This window comes from Kosakonia sp. H02 (assembly GCA_030704225.1).
Taxonomy (GTDB): Bacteria; Pseudomonadota; Gammaproteobacteria; order Enterobacterales; family Enterobacteriaceae; genus Kosakonia.
On record CP131915.1, the window covers coordinates 904063 to 922591 of the forward strand.

General features: G+C 54.5%; 16 protein-coding genes and 1 tRNA gene. 6 read left to right on the forward strand and 11 right to left on the reverse strand.

What is annotated here, in order from left to right; translation table 11 throughout:
• Nucleotides 1-10: 10 nt before the first annotated feature.
• The gene (gene rsuA / locus Q5705_04350; protein ID WLI77796.1) at nt 11-718 is read right to left on the reverse strand and encodes a 16S rRNA pseudouridine(516) synthase RsuA; all 708 of its coding nucleotides are present in this window, start codon (nt 716-718) and stop codon (nt 11-13) included.
• A gap of 148 nt (nt 719-866) precedes the next feature.
• Between rsuA and Q5705_04355 the strand changes: the two genes are divergently transcribed.
• Both Q5705_04355 and rplY read left to right on the forward strand, forming a co-directional pair.
• Entirely contained in the window at nt 867-2627 is a 1761-nt protein-coding gene (locus Q5705_04355) for a DEAD/DEAH box helicase (protein WLI77797.1), read from the forward strand.
• Between the two features lie 123 nt (nt 2628-2750).
• The gene (rplY, locus tag Q5705_04360) at nt 2751-3035 is read left to right on the forward strand and encodes a 50S ribosomal protein L25 (protein WLI77798.1); all 285 of its coding nucleotides are present in this window, start codon (nt 2751-2753) and stop codon (nt 3033-3035) included.
• Between the two features lie 49 nt (nt 3036-3084).
• On the opposite strand, the gene yejK is transcribed toward rplY, so the two are convergent.
• The gene (gene yejK / locus Q5705_04365) at nt 3085-4092 is read right to left on the reverse strand and encodes a nucleoid-associated protein YejK (protein ID WLI77799.1); all 1008 of its coding nucleotides are present in this window, start codon (nt 4090-4092) and stop codon (nt 3085-3087) included.
• Nucleotides 4093-4225: 133 nt separating this feature from the next.
• Here yejK and Q5705_04370 point away from each other — a divergent pair, with 133 nt between their 5' ends.
• The 3 genes from Q5705_04370 to Q5705_04380 all read left to right on the forward strand — a co-directional run bounded on the left by Q5705_04370 (nt 4226) and on the right by Q5705_04380 (nt 6385).
• Complete coding sequence (locus tag Q5705_04370; GenBank protein ID WLI77800.1) at nt 4226-4453, forward strand: YejL family protein; 228 nt, start codon at nt 4226-4228, stop codon at nt 4451-4453.
• Between the two features lie 18 nt (nt 4454-4471).
• Nucleotides 4472-6232 (forward strand): LPS biosynthesis-modulating metalloenzyme YejM, encoded by a 1761-nt coding sequence (gene yejM / locus Q5705_04375; GenBank protein ID WLI77801.1) that lies wholly within the window; start codon nt 4472-4474, stop codon nt 6230-6232.
• A 76-nt stretch (nt 6233-6308) separates the two neighbouring features.
• Nucleotides 6309-6385: transfer RNA gene (locus Q5705_04380), tRNA-Pro, on the forward strand.
• A gap of 99 nt (nt 6386-6484) precedes the next feature.
• Here Q5705_04380 and Q5705_04385 read toward each other — a convergent pair.
• The 3 genes from Q5705_04385 to mqo form a co-directional block, all read right to left on the reverse strand.
• Nucleotides 6485-6874, reverse strand: a complete 390-nt coding sequence (locus tag Q5705_04385; protein WLI77802.1) for a hypothetical protein — start codon at nt 6872-6874, stop codon at nt 6485-6487.
• Between the two features lie 3 nt (nt 6875-6877).
• A complete protein-coding gene (locus Q5705_04390; protein ID WLI77803.1) occupies nt 6878-7426 on the reverse strand; it encodes a type IV secretion protein Rhs in 549 nt (182 codons plus the stop codon).
• Between the two features lie 202 nt (nt 7427-7628).
• On the reverse strand, nt 7629-9284 hold the full coding sequence (gene mqo, locus Q5705_04395) for a malate dehydrogenase (quinone) (GenBank protein WLI77804.1): 1656 nt from the start codon (nt 9282-9284) through the stop codon (nt 7629-7631).
• Between the two features lie 276 nt (nt 9285-9560).
• Between mqo and Q5705_04400 the strand changes: the two genes are divergently transcribed.
• Nucleotides 9561-10796: a SulP family inorganic anion transporter gene (locus Q5705_04400; protein ID WLI77805.1), complete on the forward strand. Its 1236-nt coding sequence runs from the start codon at nt 9561-9563 to the stop codon at nt 10794-10796.
• Here the strand turns inward: Q5705_04400 and mgtE are convergent.
• The 6 genes from mgtE to Q5705_04430 all read right to left on the reverse strand — a co-directional run bounded on the left by mgtE (nt 10759) and on the right by Q5705_04430 (nt 18109).
• Nucleotides 10759-12195, reverse strand: a complete 1437-nt coding sequence (gene mgtE / locus Q5705_04405) for a magnesium transporter (GenBank protein ID WLI77806.1) — start codon at nt 12193-12195, stop codon at nt 10759-10761. The genes Q5705_04400 and mgtE overlap by 38 nt on opposite strands.
• A gap of 142 nt (nt 12196-12337) precedes the next feature.
• Nucleotides 12338-13981, reverse strand: a complete 1644-nt coding sequence (locus Q5705_04410) for a multidrug ABC transporter permease/ATP-binding protein (protein WLI77807.1) — start codon at nt 13979-13981, stop codon at nt 12338-12340.
• Nucleotides 13982-14049: 68 nt separating this feature from the next.
• Nucleotides 14050-14706, reverse strand: a complete 657-nt coding sequence (gene alkB, locus Q5705_04415; protein ID WLI77808.1) for a DNA oxidative demethylase AlkB — start codon at nt 14704-14706, stop codon at nt 14050-14052.
• A complete protein-coding gene (ada, locus tag Q5705_04420) occupies nt 14706-15770 on the reverse strand; it encodes a bifunctional DNA-binding transcriptional regulator/O6-methylguanine-DNA methyltransferase Ada (GenBank protein ID WLI77809.1) in 1065 nt (354 codons plus the stop codon). Before ada ends, alkB begins: the two co-directional genes overlap by 1 nt.
• Nucleotides 15771-15842: 72 nt before the next feature.
• Nucleotides 15843-16880 (reverse strand): FAD:protein FMN transferase ApbE, encoded by a 1038-nt coding sequence (gene apbE / locus Q5705_04425; protein WLI77810.1) that lies wholly within the window; start codon nt 16878-16880, stop codon nt 15843-15845.
• Between the two features lie 92 nt (nt 16881-16972).
• Nucleotides 16973-18109 (reverse strand): porin OmpC, encoded by a 1137-nt coding sequence (locus Q5705_04430; protein ID WLI77811.1) that lies wholly within the window; start codon nt 18107-18109, stop codon nt 16973-16975.
• Nucleotides 18110-18529 lie beyond the last annotated feature (420 nt).

Below are 18529 nucleotides of genomic sequence, written 5' to 3' on the forward strand. Positions count from 1 at the left end.
TCTCCTGAAATTAACGAACGGGCATGCCAACACTGGCAATTTCATCTTCGGTAAGCGGACGGTATTCGCCCGGCGCCAGATCTTCATCCAGCGTAATCGCGCCAATGCGCTCGCGGTGCAGTGCGACGACATGATTACCGACGGCAGCAAACATGCGTTTTACCTGGTGATAACGCCCTTCGCTAATGGTCAGGCGCACCTGCGTGGGGGTAATCACCTCCAGTACCGCGGGTTTAGTGAGATCTTTTTCATTATGTAACTGCACGCCATGGGCGAACTGCGCGCCGGTGTCGTCCGCCACCGGCGATTCGAGGGTCACCAGGTAGGTTTTTTCGCAGTGATGGCGCGGCGACGTAATGCGGTGCGACCATTGACCATCGTCGGTCATCAGCACCAGCCCGGTGGTATCAATATCCAGCCGTCCGGCGGCGTGCAGCTTGTACGCTACCGGCTCATCAAGGAAATAGAGCACCGTTGGATGATCCGGATCGTCCGTTGAACAGACGTAACCTTCCGGTTTGTTGAGCATAAAATAACGCGGACCATTTTGCTGAACCAGGGTATTGCCGTCGTATTCAACCTCGTGCTCAGGTTGCAATTTAAATGAAGAATCTTTGACGATATCGCCGTCGACAGTAACACGGCTGCCGCGGATTTCACGCCCTGCAATGGCGCGGCTTACGCCGAGTTGCTGAGCGATAAACTTATCAAGTCGCATGAAATTTTTTAGCCTGTATGGTGCTGGATGCGGGCAAATCGCCTGCAAAAGAAATGAATGCCCTGACAGTATAGCGAGCATCCCAAACCGCTCAAAGGAAAGATTCGTGGCATAATAAGCGCCGTTAATCTGTAACCCCGTCGAGACAATGACTTTTACGCTACGCCCCTATCAACGCGAAGCGGTGGATGCCACCCTCGCCCATTTTCGTCAACACGCCGAGCCTGCGGTGATTGTGCTGCCAACCGGTGCAGGGAAAAGCCTGGTCATTGCCGAGCTGGCACGGCTGGCGCGCGGTCGTGTGCTGGTGCTGGCGCATGTCAAAGAGCTGGTCGCGCAGAACCACGCGAAATATGTCGCGCTGGGGCTGGAAGCGGATATTTTCGCCGCCGGGCTAAAGCGTAAACAGAGCTTCGGCAAAGTGGTGTTCGGCAGCGTGCAATCCGTGGCGCGCAACCTTGCGCAATTTCAGAGCGAGTTTTCCCTGCTGGTGGTGGATGAGTGCCACCGTATCAGCGATGACGATGACAGCCAGTATCAGCAAATCCTCACTCACCTGCGCGAAGTGAACCCTCACATCCGTTTGCTCGGGCTGACGGCGACCCCGTTTCGCCTGGGCAAAGGCTGGATCTATCGCTTTCATTATCACGGAATGGTGCGCGGCGATGAAAAAGCGCTGTTTCGCGACTGCATTTATGAATTACCGCTGCGCTATATGATCAAGCACGGCTATCTCACCCCGCCGGAGCGGCTGGATATGCCAGTGGTGCAGTACGATTTCAGCCGCTTGCAGGCACAAAGTAATGGCTTGTTCAGCGAAGCGGACATGAACCATGAACTGAAGAAGCAGAAGCGTATTACGCCGCACATTATCAGCCAGATAATTGAGTTTGCGCAGACCCGCAAAGGGGTGATGATTTTTGCCGCCACCGTCGAGCACGCGCGGGAAATCACCGGCTTGCTGCCCGCTGACGACGCGGCATTAATCACAGGAGAAACGCCCGGCCCGCAGCGTGATGCATTGATTGAAGCCTTTAAAAATCAGCAGTTCCGTTATCTGGTGAACGTCGCGGTATTGACTACGGGTTTTGATGCGCCGCACGTCGATCTGATTGCCATTTTGCGCCCGACCGAGTCTGTCAGCCTGTATCAGCAAATTGTTGGTCGAGGTCTGCGCCTGGCGCCCGGCAAAACCGACTGCCTGATTCTGGATTACGCTGGCAACCCGCACGACCTCTACGCACCAGAAATCGGTGCGCCGAAAGGCAAAAGTGATAACGTCCCGGTGCAGGTTTTCTGCCCCGGCTGCGGGTTCGCCAATACCTTCTGGGGAAAAACCACCGCTGACGGCACGCTGATTGAACATTTTGGCCGCCGCTGCCAGGGCTGGTTTGAAGATGATGAAGGCCACCGCGAGCAGTGCGATTACCGCTTCCGCTTTAAAAACTGCCCGCAGTGCAACGCGGAAAACGATATTGCCGCCCGCCGCTGCCGCAGTTGCGATACGGTGCTTGTCGACCCGGACGATATGCTGAAAGCGGCGCTTAAGCTGAAAGATGCGCTGGTTCTGCGCTGTAGCGGCATGGCCTTGCAACACGGGGCCGACGAGAAAGGCGAATGGCTGAAAATCACCTATTACGATGAAGATGGCGCGGATGTGAGTGAGCGCTTCCGTTTGCAGACACCGGCTCAGCGCACCGCCTTTGAACAACTGTTTATTCGCCCGCACACGCGTACGCCGGGTGTGCCGTTACGCTGGATTGTCGCGGCGGACATCATTGCGCAGCAGGCGCTATTGCGCCATCCCGATTTTGTCGTTGCGCGCATGAAAGGCCAGTACTGGCAGGTGCGGGAAAAAGTGTTCGATTATGAAGGCCGTTTTCGTCGGGCACATGAATTACGCGGTTAAACGTGCTTTTGATTGATGTATCGAACATTCGGGGATAGAATACCGCCCGCTTTTGCATCCGCAAAGCCGATCATCTGCCTGTTGCTGGGTCGCCTGTAACAGGATTATTTAAGAGAGATTCAAATGTTTACTATCAACGCTGAAGTACGTAAAGAGCAGGGTAAGGGTGCGAGCCGCCGCCTGCGTATTGCTAACAAGTTCCCGGCTATCGTTTACGGTGGAACTGAAGCACCTATCGCTATCGAACTGGATCACGACAAACTGTGGAACATGCAGGCAAAACCTGAGTTCTATAGCGAAATTCTGACCATCGCTGTTGATGGCAAAGAAGTGAAAGTTAAAGTTCAGGCTGTTCAACGTCATCCGTTCAAAGCCAAACTGAGCCACATCGACTTCGTTCGCGCTTAATCGCTGACAAGTTGAAGGAAACCCCGCTCCGGCGGGGTTTTTTTATGGCTTATTTTCCGCCGTTAAAACGACGCTGTAGCTGGTCGCGCAGGTTCGGCGGCGTGCCTTTGATAGTCAGCGTGTCCGTTGCCGGATCCCAGAAAATACGCTCCCCGAGCAACAACGCATCGAAATTGATTGTCAGACCGCCGCCGCTTCCGGCGTATTTGGTCAATTGGCGCAGGGTGCTGCGATCCGCCGGGAAACTCTCTTCCAGCTCGTAGCCCTGATCTGCGGTGAACGCTTCAAAACTGACTTCGCTAACGCCCGCCAGCTCTTTAGAGAGCGAGGCCAGTTCAATCTCTTCGCCCGCCTGCAATTGTTCATTGCAGTAGGTATAAACCTGCTGGCGTACCGTCTGGCGCTCTGATTTATCCAGCTCTGCCTGAGCGGTAAAGTCATCCACGGCTTGCAGCAAACCCCGGTTTTGCGCTTTGGCGTTCAGCCCTTCGCTGGCCCCGAGGAAATCCATAAAGAAATCGGCAACTTTACGCCCTACCCGCCCTTTCAGGAAGGTCAGATAGCGGGTAGATTCCGGGTTGGTTTCCCACTCGGTAAGATCAATTCGCGCGACGATATCGGCGTGATTGATATCCAGATAATGCGTCGAGCTGATATCCAGATTTTCATTAACGCGCATGCTGCTTAAGTTGTTCAGCACCGCGACCAGCAAGTACTCCACGGCCAGGTAACGGTAGTGGCAAAACAGCACAATGCCGCCATCGGCAAAGGGATATTTCGCCAGTTCATCACGTAAGCGCCCGGTTGCCGCGCGGCTGAAGGCAAGGAATTCTTCTTCGCCCTGACGCTGGAGACGCAGCGCCTGCGCCAGTTCGCTCTCTTCATTAAACAGGCCGTAGGCTTTATTTTTCGCGCTATAAACCCGGTGCAGCTCTGCCACCATCTCTTCAACAGGCGCGGTAGGTTCCAGCAAAGAATCGCGCAACACCAGTTCAAGGGTCTGCTCATCACGCTTGATAAGCTGGTGCAGGGCAATCTGGTTGATGTCCAGACTCATGATAAACTCTCCTTTTAGACCGGCGGTATTCAACCACCACCAACGCGACTGTGCAACTGCTGATAAAAAAGCAGAAAAAAAGCTGTTGCTACGGTAAGATGTTGCCCTTTCATGAACAGACTGATTTCGATTTATGCCACAAATCTCCCGCTACAGTGATGAACACGTTGAACAACTGCTCAGTGAGTTAGCCAACGTGCTGGAAAAACACCACGCCCCGACCGATCTCTCTTTGATGGTGCTGGGTAACATGGTGACAAACCTGATTAATACCAGCGTCGCGCCAGCGCAGCGTCAGGCAATCGCGAAGTCGTTCGCTCAGGCGTTGCAATCGTCCATTGGCGACGACAAAGCGCATTAAGGGAAATATCGACAGTTTATGGTGACCAATCGTCAGCGCTACCGTGAAAAAGTCTCCCAGATGGTGAGCTGGGGGCACTGGTTTGCGTTGTTCAACATTTTGTTGTCCATCGTGCTCGGTAGCCGTTATCTGTTTGTTGCCGACTGGCCGACCACCTTATCAGGCAGGATTTACTCTTACCTGAGCGTGGTCGGGCATTTCAGCTTTGTGGTGTTCGCTACCTACCTGCTGATTCTGTTCCCGCTGACATTTATCGTGATGTCGCAGCGGCTCATGCGCGTGTTGTCCGCGATCCTCGCCACCGCCGGTATGACGCTGCTGCTGATTGATAGCGAAGTTTTCACCCGTTTTCACCTGCACCTCAACCCCATCGTCTGGGAACTGGTTATTAACCCGGACCAGAACGAGATGGCGCGCGACTGGCAACTGATGTTTATCAGCGTGCCGGTTATTTTGTTAATTGAGATGCTGTTCGCGACCTGGAGCTGGCAAAAACTGCGCAGCCTTACCCGCCGTCGCCACTACGCCAAACCGCTGGCCGCATTTTTCTTCGTCGCCTTTGTTGCCACCCATGTGATGTACATTTGGGCAGACGCCAATTTCTATCGACCGATTACCATGCAACGCGCCAACCTGCCGCTTTCCTACCCGATGACCGCGCGTCGTTTTCTTGAAAAACACGGGCTGCTGGATGCGCAGGATTATCAGCGCCGTCTGGTGGAGCAGGGCAACCCGGAAGCGGTATCGGTGCAATATCCGTTAAGCGATCTGCGCTATCTCGATATGGGTTCCGGCCAGAATGTGCTGTTGATTACCGTCGACGGGCTTAATTACTCCCGCTACGAAAAACAGATGCCGCAACTGGCGAGCTTCGCCGGGCAAAACGTTAACTTTACGCAGCATATGAGCGCGGGCAATAACGCAGATAATGGCTATTTCGGTCTGTTCTACGGGATTTCACCGAGCTATATGGATGGCGTGCTGTCGGCGCGCATTCCGGCTGCGCTGATTACTGCCCTGAATCAGCAGGGTTACCAGCTGGGCCTGTTCTCGTCCGACGGGTTTAGTAGCCCGCTCTATCGCCAGGCATTGCTATCTGATTTCTCGCTGCCACCGGCCAAAACCCAGAGCGATGAGCAAACTGCCGATCAATGGATCAACTGGCTGGGGCATGATGCGCAGGAAGATAACCGCTGGTTCTCGTGGATCTCATTAAACGGCACCGCAACACCGGATCCCTCTCAGCCAGGCTTCACCCGCAAGTACAGCCGTGCAGCCGCCGATGTTGATGCGCAGATTGCCCGCGTGCTGGATGCCCTTCGCGCCTCCGGGAAAATGGACAATACCGTGGTGATTATTACCGCCGGGCGCGGTATTCCGGCGAACAAAGACGAGGCGAATTTCGACTGGTCACGCAGCAAATTACATGTTCCGTTGGTGGTGCACTGGCCGGGTACGCCAGCGCAGCGTATTGCGAAGCTGACCGATCATCAGGATGTGATGACGACGTTAATGCAGCGTCTGCTGCACGTCAGCACGCCAGCTAATGAATATTCACAAGGTCAGGATCTGTTTACCGCCGCCCGTCGCCATAACTGGGTGACCGCCGCCAATAGCAATACGCTGGCGATCACCACGCCGCAGATGACCCTGGTGCTGAATCAGAATGGCAGTTACCAGACCTGGGACGCGCAGGGGAATAAAATCCACGATGAGAAACCGCAGTTGAGTCTGCTGTTGCAAGTCCTTACGGATGAAAAACGTTTTATCGCTAACTGATTGATTATTTATGAATCACTCAGGCGACCCGTCACTTGCAATCAGCCAGGAAACGGGTAGTATTAGCGCCACATGTCGGCACGTAGCGCAGCCTGGTAGCGCACTGTCATGGGGTGTCAGGGGTCGGAGGTTCAAATCCTCTCGTGCCGACCAAAAAATCCCCAACGTTTTGTTTGTTGAAATCCGGACAAGGCGACAAAAAGATTAAACAGCAAGTTATTTATAACTTGCTGCTTTTTTTTGCTAACTTAGTCACTCCCCTTCGGCCTGAAAACCAGTATCTGCGTGGAGAGCAAAATCAGCCTGAATTATCCTCTCTCTCTTCCGATTGTCATTGTCCACGCTGTAATAAACTACGTATTGTTTACCTGATTCAAAGCGATAGCCGAAAGTGGGAAGGCATTTACCGCTCGCTGGAGTGAATGCTTGTTCATTCAGTGATTTTCGAAAACTGTCACTCTCCCCGGACTTACTGCCTATTTGAACATAGGAAATATGATCGCCGGGTTTAACGGCATAGGTAATACAGGGAGTAGTGCCCTTGAGCCGAACCTCAGCATTCTGAGTGTCTGGTAAACGATCGCCGACGCCAGGGCAACCTGCAAGGAGGCTTAGCGGACATAACAGCAGTAGCTTTCTCATGACTCAGCCTCTTCCGGTAACAATTTTTTGATAGAGATAGGGGATATCACGAAAGTTATCATCGCCTCTGTATCTTCCCTGCTTCCCTTCCCTCTGAAACAACGACCAGGTGCTCATACCATAAACAAGAAGAAGCCAGTAGTCGGCAATAATAGATGCCTGCTGTTCAAGGGGATAATCAATAAGGTTTTTTTTATCAAGCTTATAGAAGTAATCAGCGGCCCAACTAAAAAGCCCTCTTGTCCTGACCCATTGTCCATGCTGATGTTGCCAGACGTGGCCTAACTCATGGATGAAGACATGTTTACTCTGATCCAGCACATCACTGGCAGAAAAATCCGTCCTGTATCCTTCTTTCCTGAACCAGAGTTCTCCGTTAGGAGCCATTGCATATCCGGGTCTCTGCAAACCGAACGGAAAATAACTGTCACAGTGAACCCATACATGGCTATAAACGATACTGTCGCCAAACACACGTTTTGCCATGGCAATTTCGCCTAAAGTCATCAGGCGCAACGTGCCTTCTTCTGGCTTAGTGCTATCGTTCTGCATTGGTATAATCCTTTTTACGCATTCAGAAACCTCATCGTATTGATTAGCAATAACTGAGTCCAGTGAGGTATGCGTCCGAATAAAATTCTTGCGACGAGCAGTCCATCATTGCCTCACAAAATTAGGATCCCAGTCCTGATGCGCATTTCAGACAAAAAAATCCCGGCCATTTAGCCGGGATGACTATTTATAAGCAAGAAAGTTACAGTGCAATATCCGCAACCTGTTCGCCGTCGTTATGCGGCTGCACGGCAGGTTTCTGCACCGGTGGGGTGACATCGGCCACCAGCGACTCGTCGCATTTCAGGCCGAGGATCTCACTGGTGTAACGGAGTTCTGCGTCGGCGGCGTCGATGTTGCCATTCAGCTCGGTGCCAAAAGAGGGAATTATCTCCTTCAGCTTCGCCTGCCAGGCATCTGAGGCAAAGCGTTCGGTGAACACTTTTTCCATCAGTTCCAGCATAATCGGTGCAGCAGTTGACGCGCCAGGTGATGCACCAAGCAGTGCGGCAATCGTCCCTTCTTTATCGCTCACCACCTCAGTGCCAAGGCGCAGCACTCCGCGCTTGCCTGCTTCGCGCTTGATTATCTGCACGCGCTGCCCGGCCTGCCACAAACGCCAGTCCTCTTTCTGCGCCAGCGGGTAATATTCACGCAACGCATCGAAGCGATCGTCCTCATTTTGCAGCACCTGGTTCACCAGATATTTCACCAGGCTGAAATTGGTCATCCCGACCGTCAGCATTGGCAAAATATTAGAGGAGTTGGTGGAGCGCAGCAGATCCCACAGGGATCCGTTTTTCAGAAAACGCGTGGAGAACGTCGCGAACGGCCCAAATAACAACACGCGTTTGCCATCAATAATACGGGTATCAATATGCGGCACCGACATGGGCGGTGCGCCGACCGTCGCCTGACCATAGACTTTTGCCAAATGGTGATTGACCACCGCCGGGTTCTCCGCCACCAGGAACTGGCCGCCCACCGGGAAACCGGCGTAATCTGCTGCTTCAGGAATGCCGGACTGCTGTAAAAGTTTCAGCGCCGCACCGCCCGCGCCAATAAAGATAAACTTCGCCTTGATAACCTGCTCAGCGCCGCTTTTCGGGTTATGCAGGGTCACGCTCCAGCTGTTATCGGCATTGCGCTTAAGGCCGCGCACTTCGCTGCCCAGTTGCAAAGAGAAGTTCTCTTTTTTTTGCAGCGAGCCAATCATCTGGCGGGTCAGTTCGCCGAAGTTCACATCCGTACCGATCTCTGTGCGGGTGGCGGCTATTTTCTGTTTCGCATCGCGCCCTTCCATCACCAGCGGAGCCCACTGCTTGATCTGCTCGGGATCTTCGGAATAACGCATGCCACGGAACAGGGAACATTGCTGTAACGCTTTGTAGCGGGCGCGCAGGAAGTTGACGTTATCGTCGCCCCAGACGAGGCTCATATGCGGCACGGTATTGATAAATGAACGCGGTTCACGTAGCACACCGGTTTTCACCTGGTGCGCCCAGAACTGGCGAGAAATACGAAATGCTTCGTTGATTTCTATCGCTTTTTTGATACTGACAGAGCCGTCCGCGCTGCGTGGGGTGTAATTAAGTTCCATTAAGGCAGCATGCCCGGTACCGGCGTTATTCCAGCCGTTCGAGCTCTCTTGCGCCAGGGCGTCCAGCCTTTCCACCATCGTAATCGACCAATCCGGTTCGAGATCTGAAAGCCAGGTTCCCAACGTGGCACTCATGATCCCACCACCGATTAAAAGCACATCTGTTTCCTGCTCTTTCGATGCGGACGCTTGTGCTGCTTTTGAGACAGCATTTAGCCCGACAGCCATCGAAAACAGCCTGGCAGTCATTCTTTTCATGATGATATTGCCTTACTTTTAGTGCTGCTTTATTCGCATTTATTGAGGGTAAAGTTGTTAGCTCGTCTAACGTAGCACTTAAAAAGCGAGATTTAAATAATGTTTAAACATTAAATAATAATTATATAAATGTTACTAATAAGTTGATTATTGGCGTTAGTTTTAACACTAATTGTTCGCCGCTGGCGGCAAAATCCTGCTATCATCCTGCGCTTTGCCAAACGCACGGATGCCGTTGGCCTTGCTGATTGTGGCAACACTCACCTGCGAACTGTTATGACCGAAAAAACACCCTCTTCTTCCCCTTTGTTAAGCCATATCCTGCGCTCGCCGCAATTATTAACCCGCGAAGTGCTGGCCGGGGTAATCACTGCCCTGGCGCTAATCCCGGAAGTGATCTCCTTCTCGGTCATTGCCGGTGTCGATCCGAAAGTCAGCCTGATTGCCTCTGTGGTGCTTTGTCTTGGCATGTCTTTTCTCGGCGGTCGCCCGGCGATGGTCACCGCGGCTGCCGGATCTGTTGCTCTGGTTATTGGTCCAATGGTTCACCATAACGGAATGGAATACATCTTACCGGCGGTGTTACTGGCGGGCGTTATCCAGATTATTTTCGGTCTGACCGGCATGGCGCGGCTGATGCGCTTCATTCCCCACGCGGTAATGACCGGCTTTGTTAACGCGCTGGGTATCCTGATTTTCTTCGCCCAGGTGCCGCACTTCTGGAGCAAAGATCCGCTGGTTCTGGCGCTCTTTGCCCTCACGCTGTTGATTGTATTGTGGCTGCCGCGCTGGCTGAAAAGTATCCCCGCGCCGCTGGTGGCGATTGTTGTGCTCACGGCGTACACGGTTTTCAGCGGCCAGCTTTTACCTACCGTCGGAGATGAAGGCCCGATGCAGGGCGGTTTACCGGGGCTGACGCCTTGGCTGGTGCCGTTTAACCTGCACACGTTGAGCATTATCTGGCCCTGCGCGCTGAGTATCGCGTTTGTGGGTTTGATGGAGTCATTGCTGACCGCCAAACTGGTCGACGATCTCACGCACACGCCATCGAACAAAGGGCGAGAAAGTACCGGGCTTGGCATCGCGAATATTCTGGCCGGTTTTTATGGCGGCATTGCTGGCTGCGCGATGATCGGCCAGACCATCGTTAACGTTGAGATGGGCAAAGGCCGCACCCGCATTTCCACCCTCGCCGCCGCGCTGGTGTTACTGCTGCTGGTGACCGCATTAAGCGAAGTGATGGCAAAAATCCCGATGGTGGTGCTGGCTGGGATCATGGCGATTGTGGCGTTTAAAACCTTTAACTGGGGCAGCCTGCGACCGGTAACGCTGAAACACGCGCCGGTCATTGAAAGCGTGGTGATGCTGGTCACCGTGGTTGCGACGGTCAGCACTGGCAACCTGGCGATCGGCGTCGTGGCCGGGATGATTGCCCTTGCCGTGACGCCGGTGAAATGGCGGGAAAAACTGCTGGTTACAACAGAAAAATTGTCGCCAGACCAAGAAAAATAAAGAAACCGCCGGTGTCGGTAATGGCGGTGATCATCACGCTGGAGCCGACCGCCGGGTCGCGCCCCAGCCGGATCATAATCATGGGAATTAACACCCCCATTAATGCTGCCATCAGCAGGTTGAGCACCATGGCGAGCATCATCACTCCGCCTAATGCCGGGTCGCCATAGAGCCACCAGGTAATGCAGCCCATAATGCCGCCCCACACCAGACCGTTAATCAACGCCACGCCCATCTCGCGCAGAATGAGAAAGGAGAAGTTCCCCGGCTGAATGTTCTGTAATGCCAGCGCGCGAACGATCATGGTGATGGTCTGGTTGCCGGTGTTACCGCCAATCCCGGCGACGATCGGCATCAGTGAGGCCAGCGCCACCAGTTGCGAAATAGTGTGTTCAAAGCCATCAATCACCCGCGAGGCAATAAACGCGGTACAGAGATTAACAGCCAGCCACGCCCAGCGGTTTTTTACCGCTTTGGCCACCGGCGCAAAGACATCTTCTTCCGTGCTCAGGCCGCCCATCTGGCGCATATCGTTGTCGGATTCTTCATACACCACATCGACAATCTCATCGATGGTCAGACGCCCCATTAACACGCCGTTTTCATCGACCACCGCCGCACTGAGCAAGTTGTCACGCTCAAAGGTACGCGCCACTTTCTCCGCCTCTTCTTCCGGGGAGAACGTCACCGGATCGGCATCCATCACCTCGCTCACTTTCCGCCCGGCAGGGTTGAGCAGAATGGTTTGCAGCGCCAGCTCGCCGATCAAGCGGTTATCGCGCCCGATGACAAACAGTTTGTCGGTGTTTTCCGGCATCTTACCCAACCGGCGCAGATAACGTTGCACCGCCGCGAGCGATACCCCGGCGCGCACCGTCACCACTTCAAACTCCATGATTGCGCCGACGCAGTTTTTACCGTAACGCATCACCTGGCGCACGCGCGCACGCTCTGTCGGCGGCAGCGTTGCCATTAGCCGCCCGGTCAGGTTGCGCGGAAGATGCTGCACCAGATAAATCTGCTCATCGATGTCCAGCGTTTCCAGCGCATCAAGCAGCGCACGGTCGCTCATCTCCTCGATCAGATCGTCCCAGACATTTTCCGAAGCCTCGAGCAGGACTTTGCCGCGTTTTTCATCTTCAACCATCCGCCACAATGCATGGCGCTCATCCACCGGCAACGCTTCAAGGACGTCGGCCAGATCCGGCGGCGGCAGATGCGACACCAGCGCCCGCACTTCGATGAGATCGTGATCGAGGGCTTCGCCATCAACCTGCTCAACCAGAGTAATTTCGCCGAGCAGCGTGGCGGTCAACGCTTTATGAGTGGTGAGAAGCCAAATTAGCCGCGCGCGTTCTTCATCGCGCAGCCTTACGCTGTTTTTTTTGATAACCGACATGGGGATCCTGAACCTGAGAGCGCCCGTAAATCAGGGCTGAGCAGCCTTAAGCATAGCGGCAGGTTGGTAAAAGTGACTAAACGGCACGGGCGTTCGACTAAAAAAGCGGCAAATTACCCCCTTCCGCAGAAGGGGGGAGACATCAGGCCGTACGGGAGACCGCATCGCGGGAAGCCAGCGCGCGTTCTTCACCGACCAGCTCGCTTAACTGGCCGTCGCGCATCTCCAGCAGCCGATCGGCGTGGATAAAGTAGTGATCGTCATGGCTGATGGCAAAAATGGTTTTCCCCATCTGTTGCATCAGCGGCAGCAGCGCCTGGTAGAAGTCGCGGCGAAAATGCGGATCCTGATCCGCCGCCCATTCATCAAGCAGCAGAATGTCGCGCTCTTCCGCCAGCGCCAGCAGCAGCGCAACGCGCTTTTTCTGCCCTTTCGACAATTTGAGATTAAGGATTTTGCCGTCTTTCAGCTCCAGCTTATGCGACATCTTTAACTGCTCAAGCCACTTCTCCACCAGCGCCGGGTCAGCCTGTTTCCCTTCCGGGCCAAGCAGATCATCAAACAGCCAGACATCGGTAAACACCGCGGAAAAGAGCTTGCGGTAATCTTCCGGCTTCTCCTGCGCCATCGGTTTACCGTCGAGCAAAATCTGGCCCGATACCGGCTGATACAGCCCGGTGAGCAGCATCGCTAGCGTTGATTTGCCGCTGCCGTTACCGCCAATCAGGAACACCAGTTCGCCGCGCTTGAGGGTCATATTGATGGGTCCCACGGAGAAGTCGTTATCCTGATATTTAAAGGTCACATCGCGCAGTTCCAGGGTTTGCCAGCCCGGAAACGCCTGCGGGCGCGGGAACGCTGCCTGATAAGGTGCCAGGGCAAATTGCTTAAGCTTTCTGAAAGCCACTTGCGCAGTAAGCAGTGTCGGCAGCGCACCCACGGCGGAAAGCAGCGGCGTGCGCAAAAACAGCACGGTTAATGAGTACGTGGCGGCAACGTTGGTGTTCGCCCAGCCAAGGCCATTCGCCATCCAGAACACCAGGCCAATTGCCCCGAGCATCATAATGTTCGACCAGTTCACCGCGCTTAAATGGAAGGTATCGGCACGAATAATATGGTGGCGGTATTCGCGGGCATCCGGCAGGTACATATTGTCGAACACGTACTCGGCGCGCTCGCGGTTCAGGTTCAGCTCTTTGCGCCCTTCCAGCACAGTCTGGAAATCGTTGTACAGCTTATCTTCCGTTTCGCGCAGCGTCGCCATATGTTTGTAAACCCGTGACACCAGCACAAAACCGCCCCAGATGGTGAGCGCCATCCACAGCGCAGTGACCACCAGCATCTTCCCGGAGAGCATCGCAAGATAGATACAGGAACCGATAGTCAGAATGATCCCCTGCACCAGTTCCGGCAGGCGGACAAAGGCGATGGTGATATTGCGCACATCGCTGGTTAGCCCCGCCAGCAGCGACGCGCTGCCCAGTTGCTCGATGCGCTCGACCGGCGTGTCGAGAATACGTTTGATAAATTCGCTACGCAGGCGATAAACGAAATGGTGGCCGAGCGTAGTCAGCGCCAGTTGTGAGCCGAGCGTCACCGCCATTAACAGCACCAGCAGACCGAGAAACTCCGGCAGCACGGCCAGTGACAAATTCACGGATTCAATCAACCGCTGGTTAATAAAGGCAATCAGCCCAATGCCAAATGCGGCGCTGACAAGAGTGAGCGTCAGCACCGCCACGAACGGCCAGCGATACTGCCGCCAGACAAGAAGGAGAAGTTCCATAATGACAACCCGGTCAACAAAAACAGCCAGCAGTTTAAACGGCTAACCATTTACATCAAGAATAATTCTTATTTTTGTTCGCTCTTACTGGCCTGGCGGAAAGTGAGGTTGTACCGGCACTCGCCGGTGGCGGGATGATAGCCGGGTTTAAGCGGCGCAATGCCGTGGTAAAAGAGGCGCGATTCGCCGCCCCACACCACGATATCGCCGTGTTCCAGCATCAGGCGCTGTAACGGATCGCTACGCTTAAGCCCGCCGAACTGGAAAATAGCCGGTAACCCCAGCGAGACAGAGACAATGGGCGCGCGCAGATCCGGCTCGTCTTTATCCTGATGCAAAGAGAGCTTCGCGCCCGGCGCATAGCGGTTGATAAGGCAGGCATCCGGGCGAAAATCAGGATACCCGGCCGCCGTACTCGCCGCGCGACATAGCGCCACAAACGCTTGCGGCATGGCAGGCCACGGGCGCTGGGTTTGCGGATCCTGCGGGGCATACAGGTAACCACGCTGATCGGTGGTCCAGCCAAGCTGGCCGCAATTGGTCATAGCGACCGACATGGTATAACCGCCGGGCGTGACCATATGGCGCAGCGGTGATTCGCTGACCACCTGCGCGATGCCGCGCAGCAGCGCATCCACATGCGGGAGCGCAAAACGGCGCAATACAACAGCGCCGGGCGCCAGCGGCTCCTGCCAGGGTTGTTCTTCAGCAAACAGATCGAGCATCAGGTCTCCTCTTTATTATGGGCTTCGCGCGAAAGCAACTGCGCTTTGCGCGCGGTTCCCCAGCGATAACCGGACAGCGCACCGTCCTGGCGCACCACGCGGTGGCAAGGGATAATAATTGCCAGCTTATTGGCAGCGCAGGCACCGGCCACAGCTCTGACCGCGCCGGGCTTGCCCATTTTCTGTGCCAGCGTCTGGTAACTGACGGTTTCTCCCACCGGGATCTCACGCAGCGCCTGCCACACCTGCAACTGAAACGCGGTGCCGCGTAAATCTAACGGCAAGGTAAAGGGTGAATCGGCACCATCAAGACGCTGGATCACCTGCGCAACGCGTTCGCTGAACGCCGCGCTGCCCTCCGCCCGCCGGGCATGGGGAAATAAGGTATGCAACTCTGCAAGCAATTGTTCGTCATTATCTGCCAGTAAAATCGCGCAAATGCCGCGATCGCTTTCCGCCACCAGGCAACGTCCCAGCGCGCACTGGCCGCAGGTAAACCAGACATCGGACGCCTCGCCGCCACGGCGAAACTGGCGGGCGGTCATGCCCAGCGCGGCATCTGCCTGGCGATAATAGCTGCTGCTATCAGGAAACCCCGCCGCCAGCACCGCATCGGTAATGGTGCTGTTTTCGCCGAGCGCGGCGCGCAAACGCCGGGCGCGAAATGCCAGTTGCCAGGCTTTCGGCGTCATACCGGTAACGGATTTGAAGAGACGGTGAAAATGATACGGGCTCATCGCTACTGTGGCGGCCAGTTGTTCCAGCGTCACCGGCGAGTCCTGCTCCAGCAGGCGACACGCTTTGGCGACTTTATCCAGCCGCTGCTGCTGCGGGTGCGCTTTATCCGGCTGGCAGCGTTTGCACGGGCGAAAGCCAGCAGCGATGGCGCTCTGCACATCCGGGTAGAAGCGGACATTCTGACGCAGGGCGTGGCGCGCCGTGCAGGAGGGGCGGCAAAAAATACCGGTGGTCAGCACGGCAAACACGAACTGGCCGTCGGCTTGCGGATTGCGCGCCAGCACCGACTGCCAGCGTTGGTCATCTAATATAGTGGCATCGTTCATGTCAGGCTCCTCAGTTAAGCTTAGCCCCACTGTGCCGGGAAGCACGCTTTCAGACACCCGCAATCTTGCGGTTTAATTTTTTTCGCTCAGCAAAAACGCAGCAAACTGCGGTGACATCCAGGTGGTAAAGCCCTCGCCCTGTTTGATTATCATAAATACCGCCAGCCCTTCCCTTTTCACCACGTCTTTCGCGTGATCGGCACCCAGCACCATCAAGCCAGTATCCCAGGCATCGGCTTCCAGCGCCGTCGGCGCGATAACGGTGACCGACACCAGCGCGTGTTCAATCGGGCGTCCCGTGCGCGGATCGATAACGTGGGAGATGCGTTTGCCGTCCAGCTCGTAATAGTTGCGATAACTGCCGGAGGTGCTGATGCCGTGGCCGTTAATGTCCACCACCGCTTGCGCCGCGTTTTCCTGGTCGGTTGGTTTCTGGATTGCCACGCGCCACGGTTGCCCCTGCGCATTCATGCCCCGGCTGGCGAGCGCACCGCCAACGGAGACCAGATAACGGCCGATGCCTTCACGCTCCATCAATTGCGCCAGATGATCCGCTGCATAACCTTCGCCCACGGTGGAGAGATCGACAAACAGATCGGGCAGATCTTTTTGCAGGAACTGCTCCCCGGCGCGGTTAATCACCGTTAAATGTTGCAGACCCGTGCGGGCTTTTGCCGCGTCGATTTGCGCCTGATCCGGCGTTTTTACCGGCTGCTTATCCGGCCCGAATCCCCATAAGTTCACCAGTGGGCCGACGGTGATATCCATTGCGCCAGCGGTTTTCTCCCCCACGCGCAGCGAGGTCGTGACAATATCCGCCATTGCGGCGCTGACCGGCCACGGCGCGGTACTGGCGGCGTGGTTAAAACGCATCAACGCAGAGTCATTTTTCCACGTCGACAGTAAGCGGTCGTCGGCATCAAGCTGTGTTTGAATTTTTTGCTGTAGCGCCTGCGCTTGCTGCGGCGCGATATTGACCAGGCTGACGCGCCAGAAGGTGCCCATGGTTTTGCCTTCCAGTACGGTCGGCTTTGCCTGATTACCGGAATCGCACCCGGTTAAAACGAATAACGCCGCTAACACGCCGGCGCGAAGAAAAGTCATCGCCATGTTTGTTATCTCCTTGCTGGCGGCAAGCGTACACCAGGAATCGGGCAATAAAAAAGGGGCCTTTCGGCCCCTGTATACGTTTCGTTGTGAATTTAGAACTGGTAAACCAGACCCAGTGCAACGATGTCGTCGGTGCTGATGCCAGCCTGACGAGTGAAGGTATTGTCGTCCAGCAGGTTGATTTTGTAATCAACATAGGTGGACATGTTTTTGTTGAAGTAGTAAGTCGCGCCAACATCAACATATTTCAGGATATCCTGATCACCGAAGTTAGCCGTGCCGGTGTTGTTGGTGATGTCCTTACCTTTAGATTGCAGGTAAGCGATGGACGGACGCAGACCGAAATCGAACTGGTACTGCGCAACCACTTCGAAGTTCTGTGCTTTGTTAGCAAAACCGTAGATGTCGCTGGTGCTCTGGGAGTTACCAAAACGGGTGGCGTTATAGGTCTGAGAGTACTGCGCCGCCAGGTAGATATTGTTGGCGTCGTATTTCAGGCCGCCGCTGTAAACTTCAGCGCGATCGCCCTCACCATACAGTGCGTCATTGCCAAGCGCGTTCTGATCAGCAGTACGTTTAGACGAGGAAAGCGCACCACCGATGCTGAAGCCTTCGCCCAGATCGTAAGTCAGAGACGCGCCGTAACCGTCGCCATTCTGACGCAGCGTGCTGCGGCCCGTGTCGTTTTCGCCGCTGGCGCTGCCGTTTTTGCCCTGGTATTGCAGCGCAAAGTTCAGGCCATCAACCAGACCGAAGAAGTCAGTGTTGCGGTAGGTAGCAACGCCGTTAGCACGGGATTGCATGAAGTTGTCTGCGCCGTAGGTGTCGCCGCCGAATTCCGGCAGAACGTCGGTCCAGGAGGTAACGTCGTAAATAACGCCGTAGTTACGACCGTAGTCGAAAGAGCCAGCGTCGGCAACGCGGATACCGGCGAATGCCAGACGGGTCCATGCCTGGTCGCTGGCAGCTTCAGAGTCGTTCGCCTGAACGTTGTATTCCCACTGACCGTAACCTGTTACCTGGTCGTTAACCTGAGTTTCGCCTTTGAAGCCGAAACGAACGTAAGTCTGATCGCCATCGGAGCCGTCGTCGTCAGAAAAATAGTGCAGACCATCAACTTTGCCGTACAGATCTAATTTGTTGCCATCTTTGTTATAAACTTCAGCCGCATTTGCTGCGCCCGCTACCAGCAGAGCCGGTACCAGGAGGGACAGTGCTTTAACTTTCATTTTATTAACCCTCTGTTATATGCATTTTTTATTGCCACTGCTTGCTGATTAACCCTCAAATCAGCTGGCGAATTCATTGTGCTTAAAAAAATAAAATAATCCAACAGGAATATGATACGAAAACTTTGAAGATGTTTCATATTTAATGATAGATGTTTCATTTTGTAATTATAAGGGAACTTTTTTTAGCACGTATCGCTAAAAAATAACGCACGAATAATCAAATAAATATATAATCACCAATAAATACAACTAGTTAACTATAAGAATATTCACAGCACTGATTGCAAAGCCCAATGAGAATTTCCCCACTAAAATACCCAACGCTATCATCATTAACTTTATTTATTACCGTCATTCGAATCTGAATGTCTGTTTACCCCTCTTAGGACCGGATGCTTCGCATTCGGTTTTTTTTTA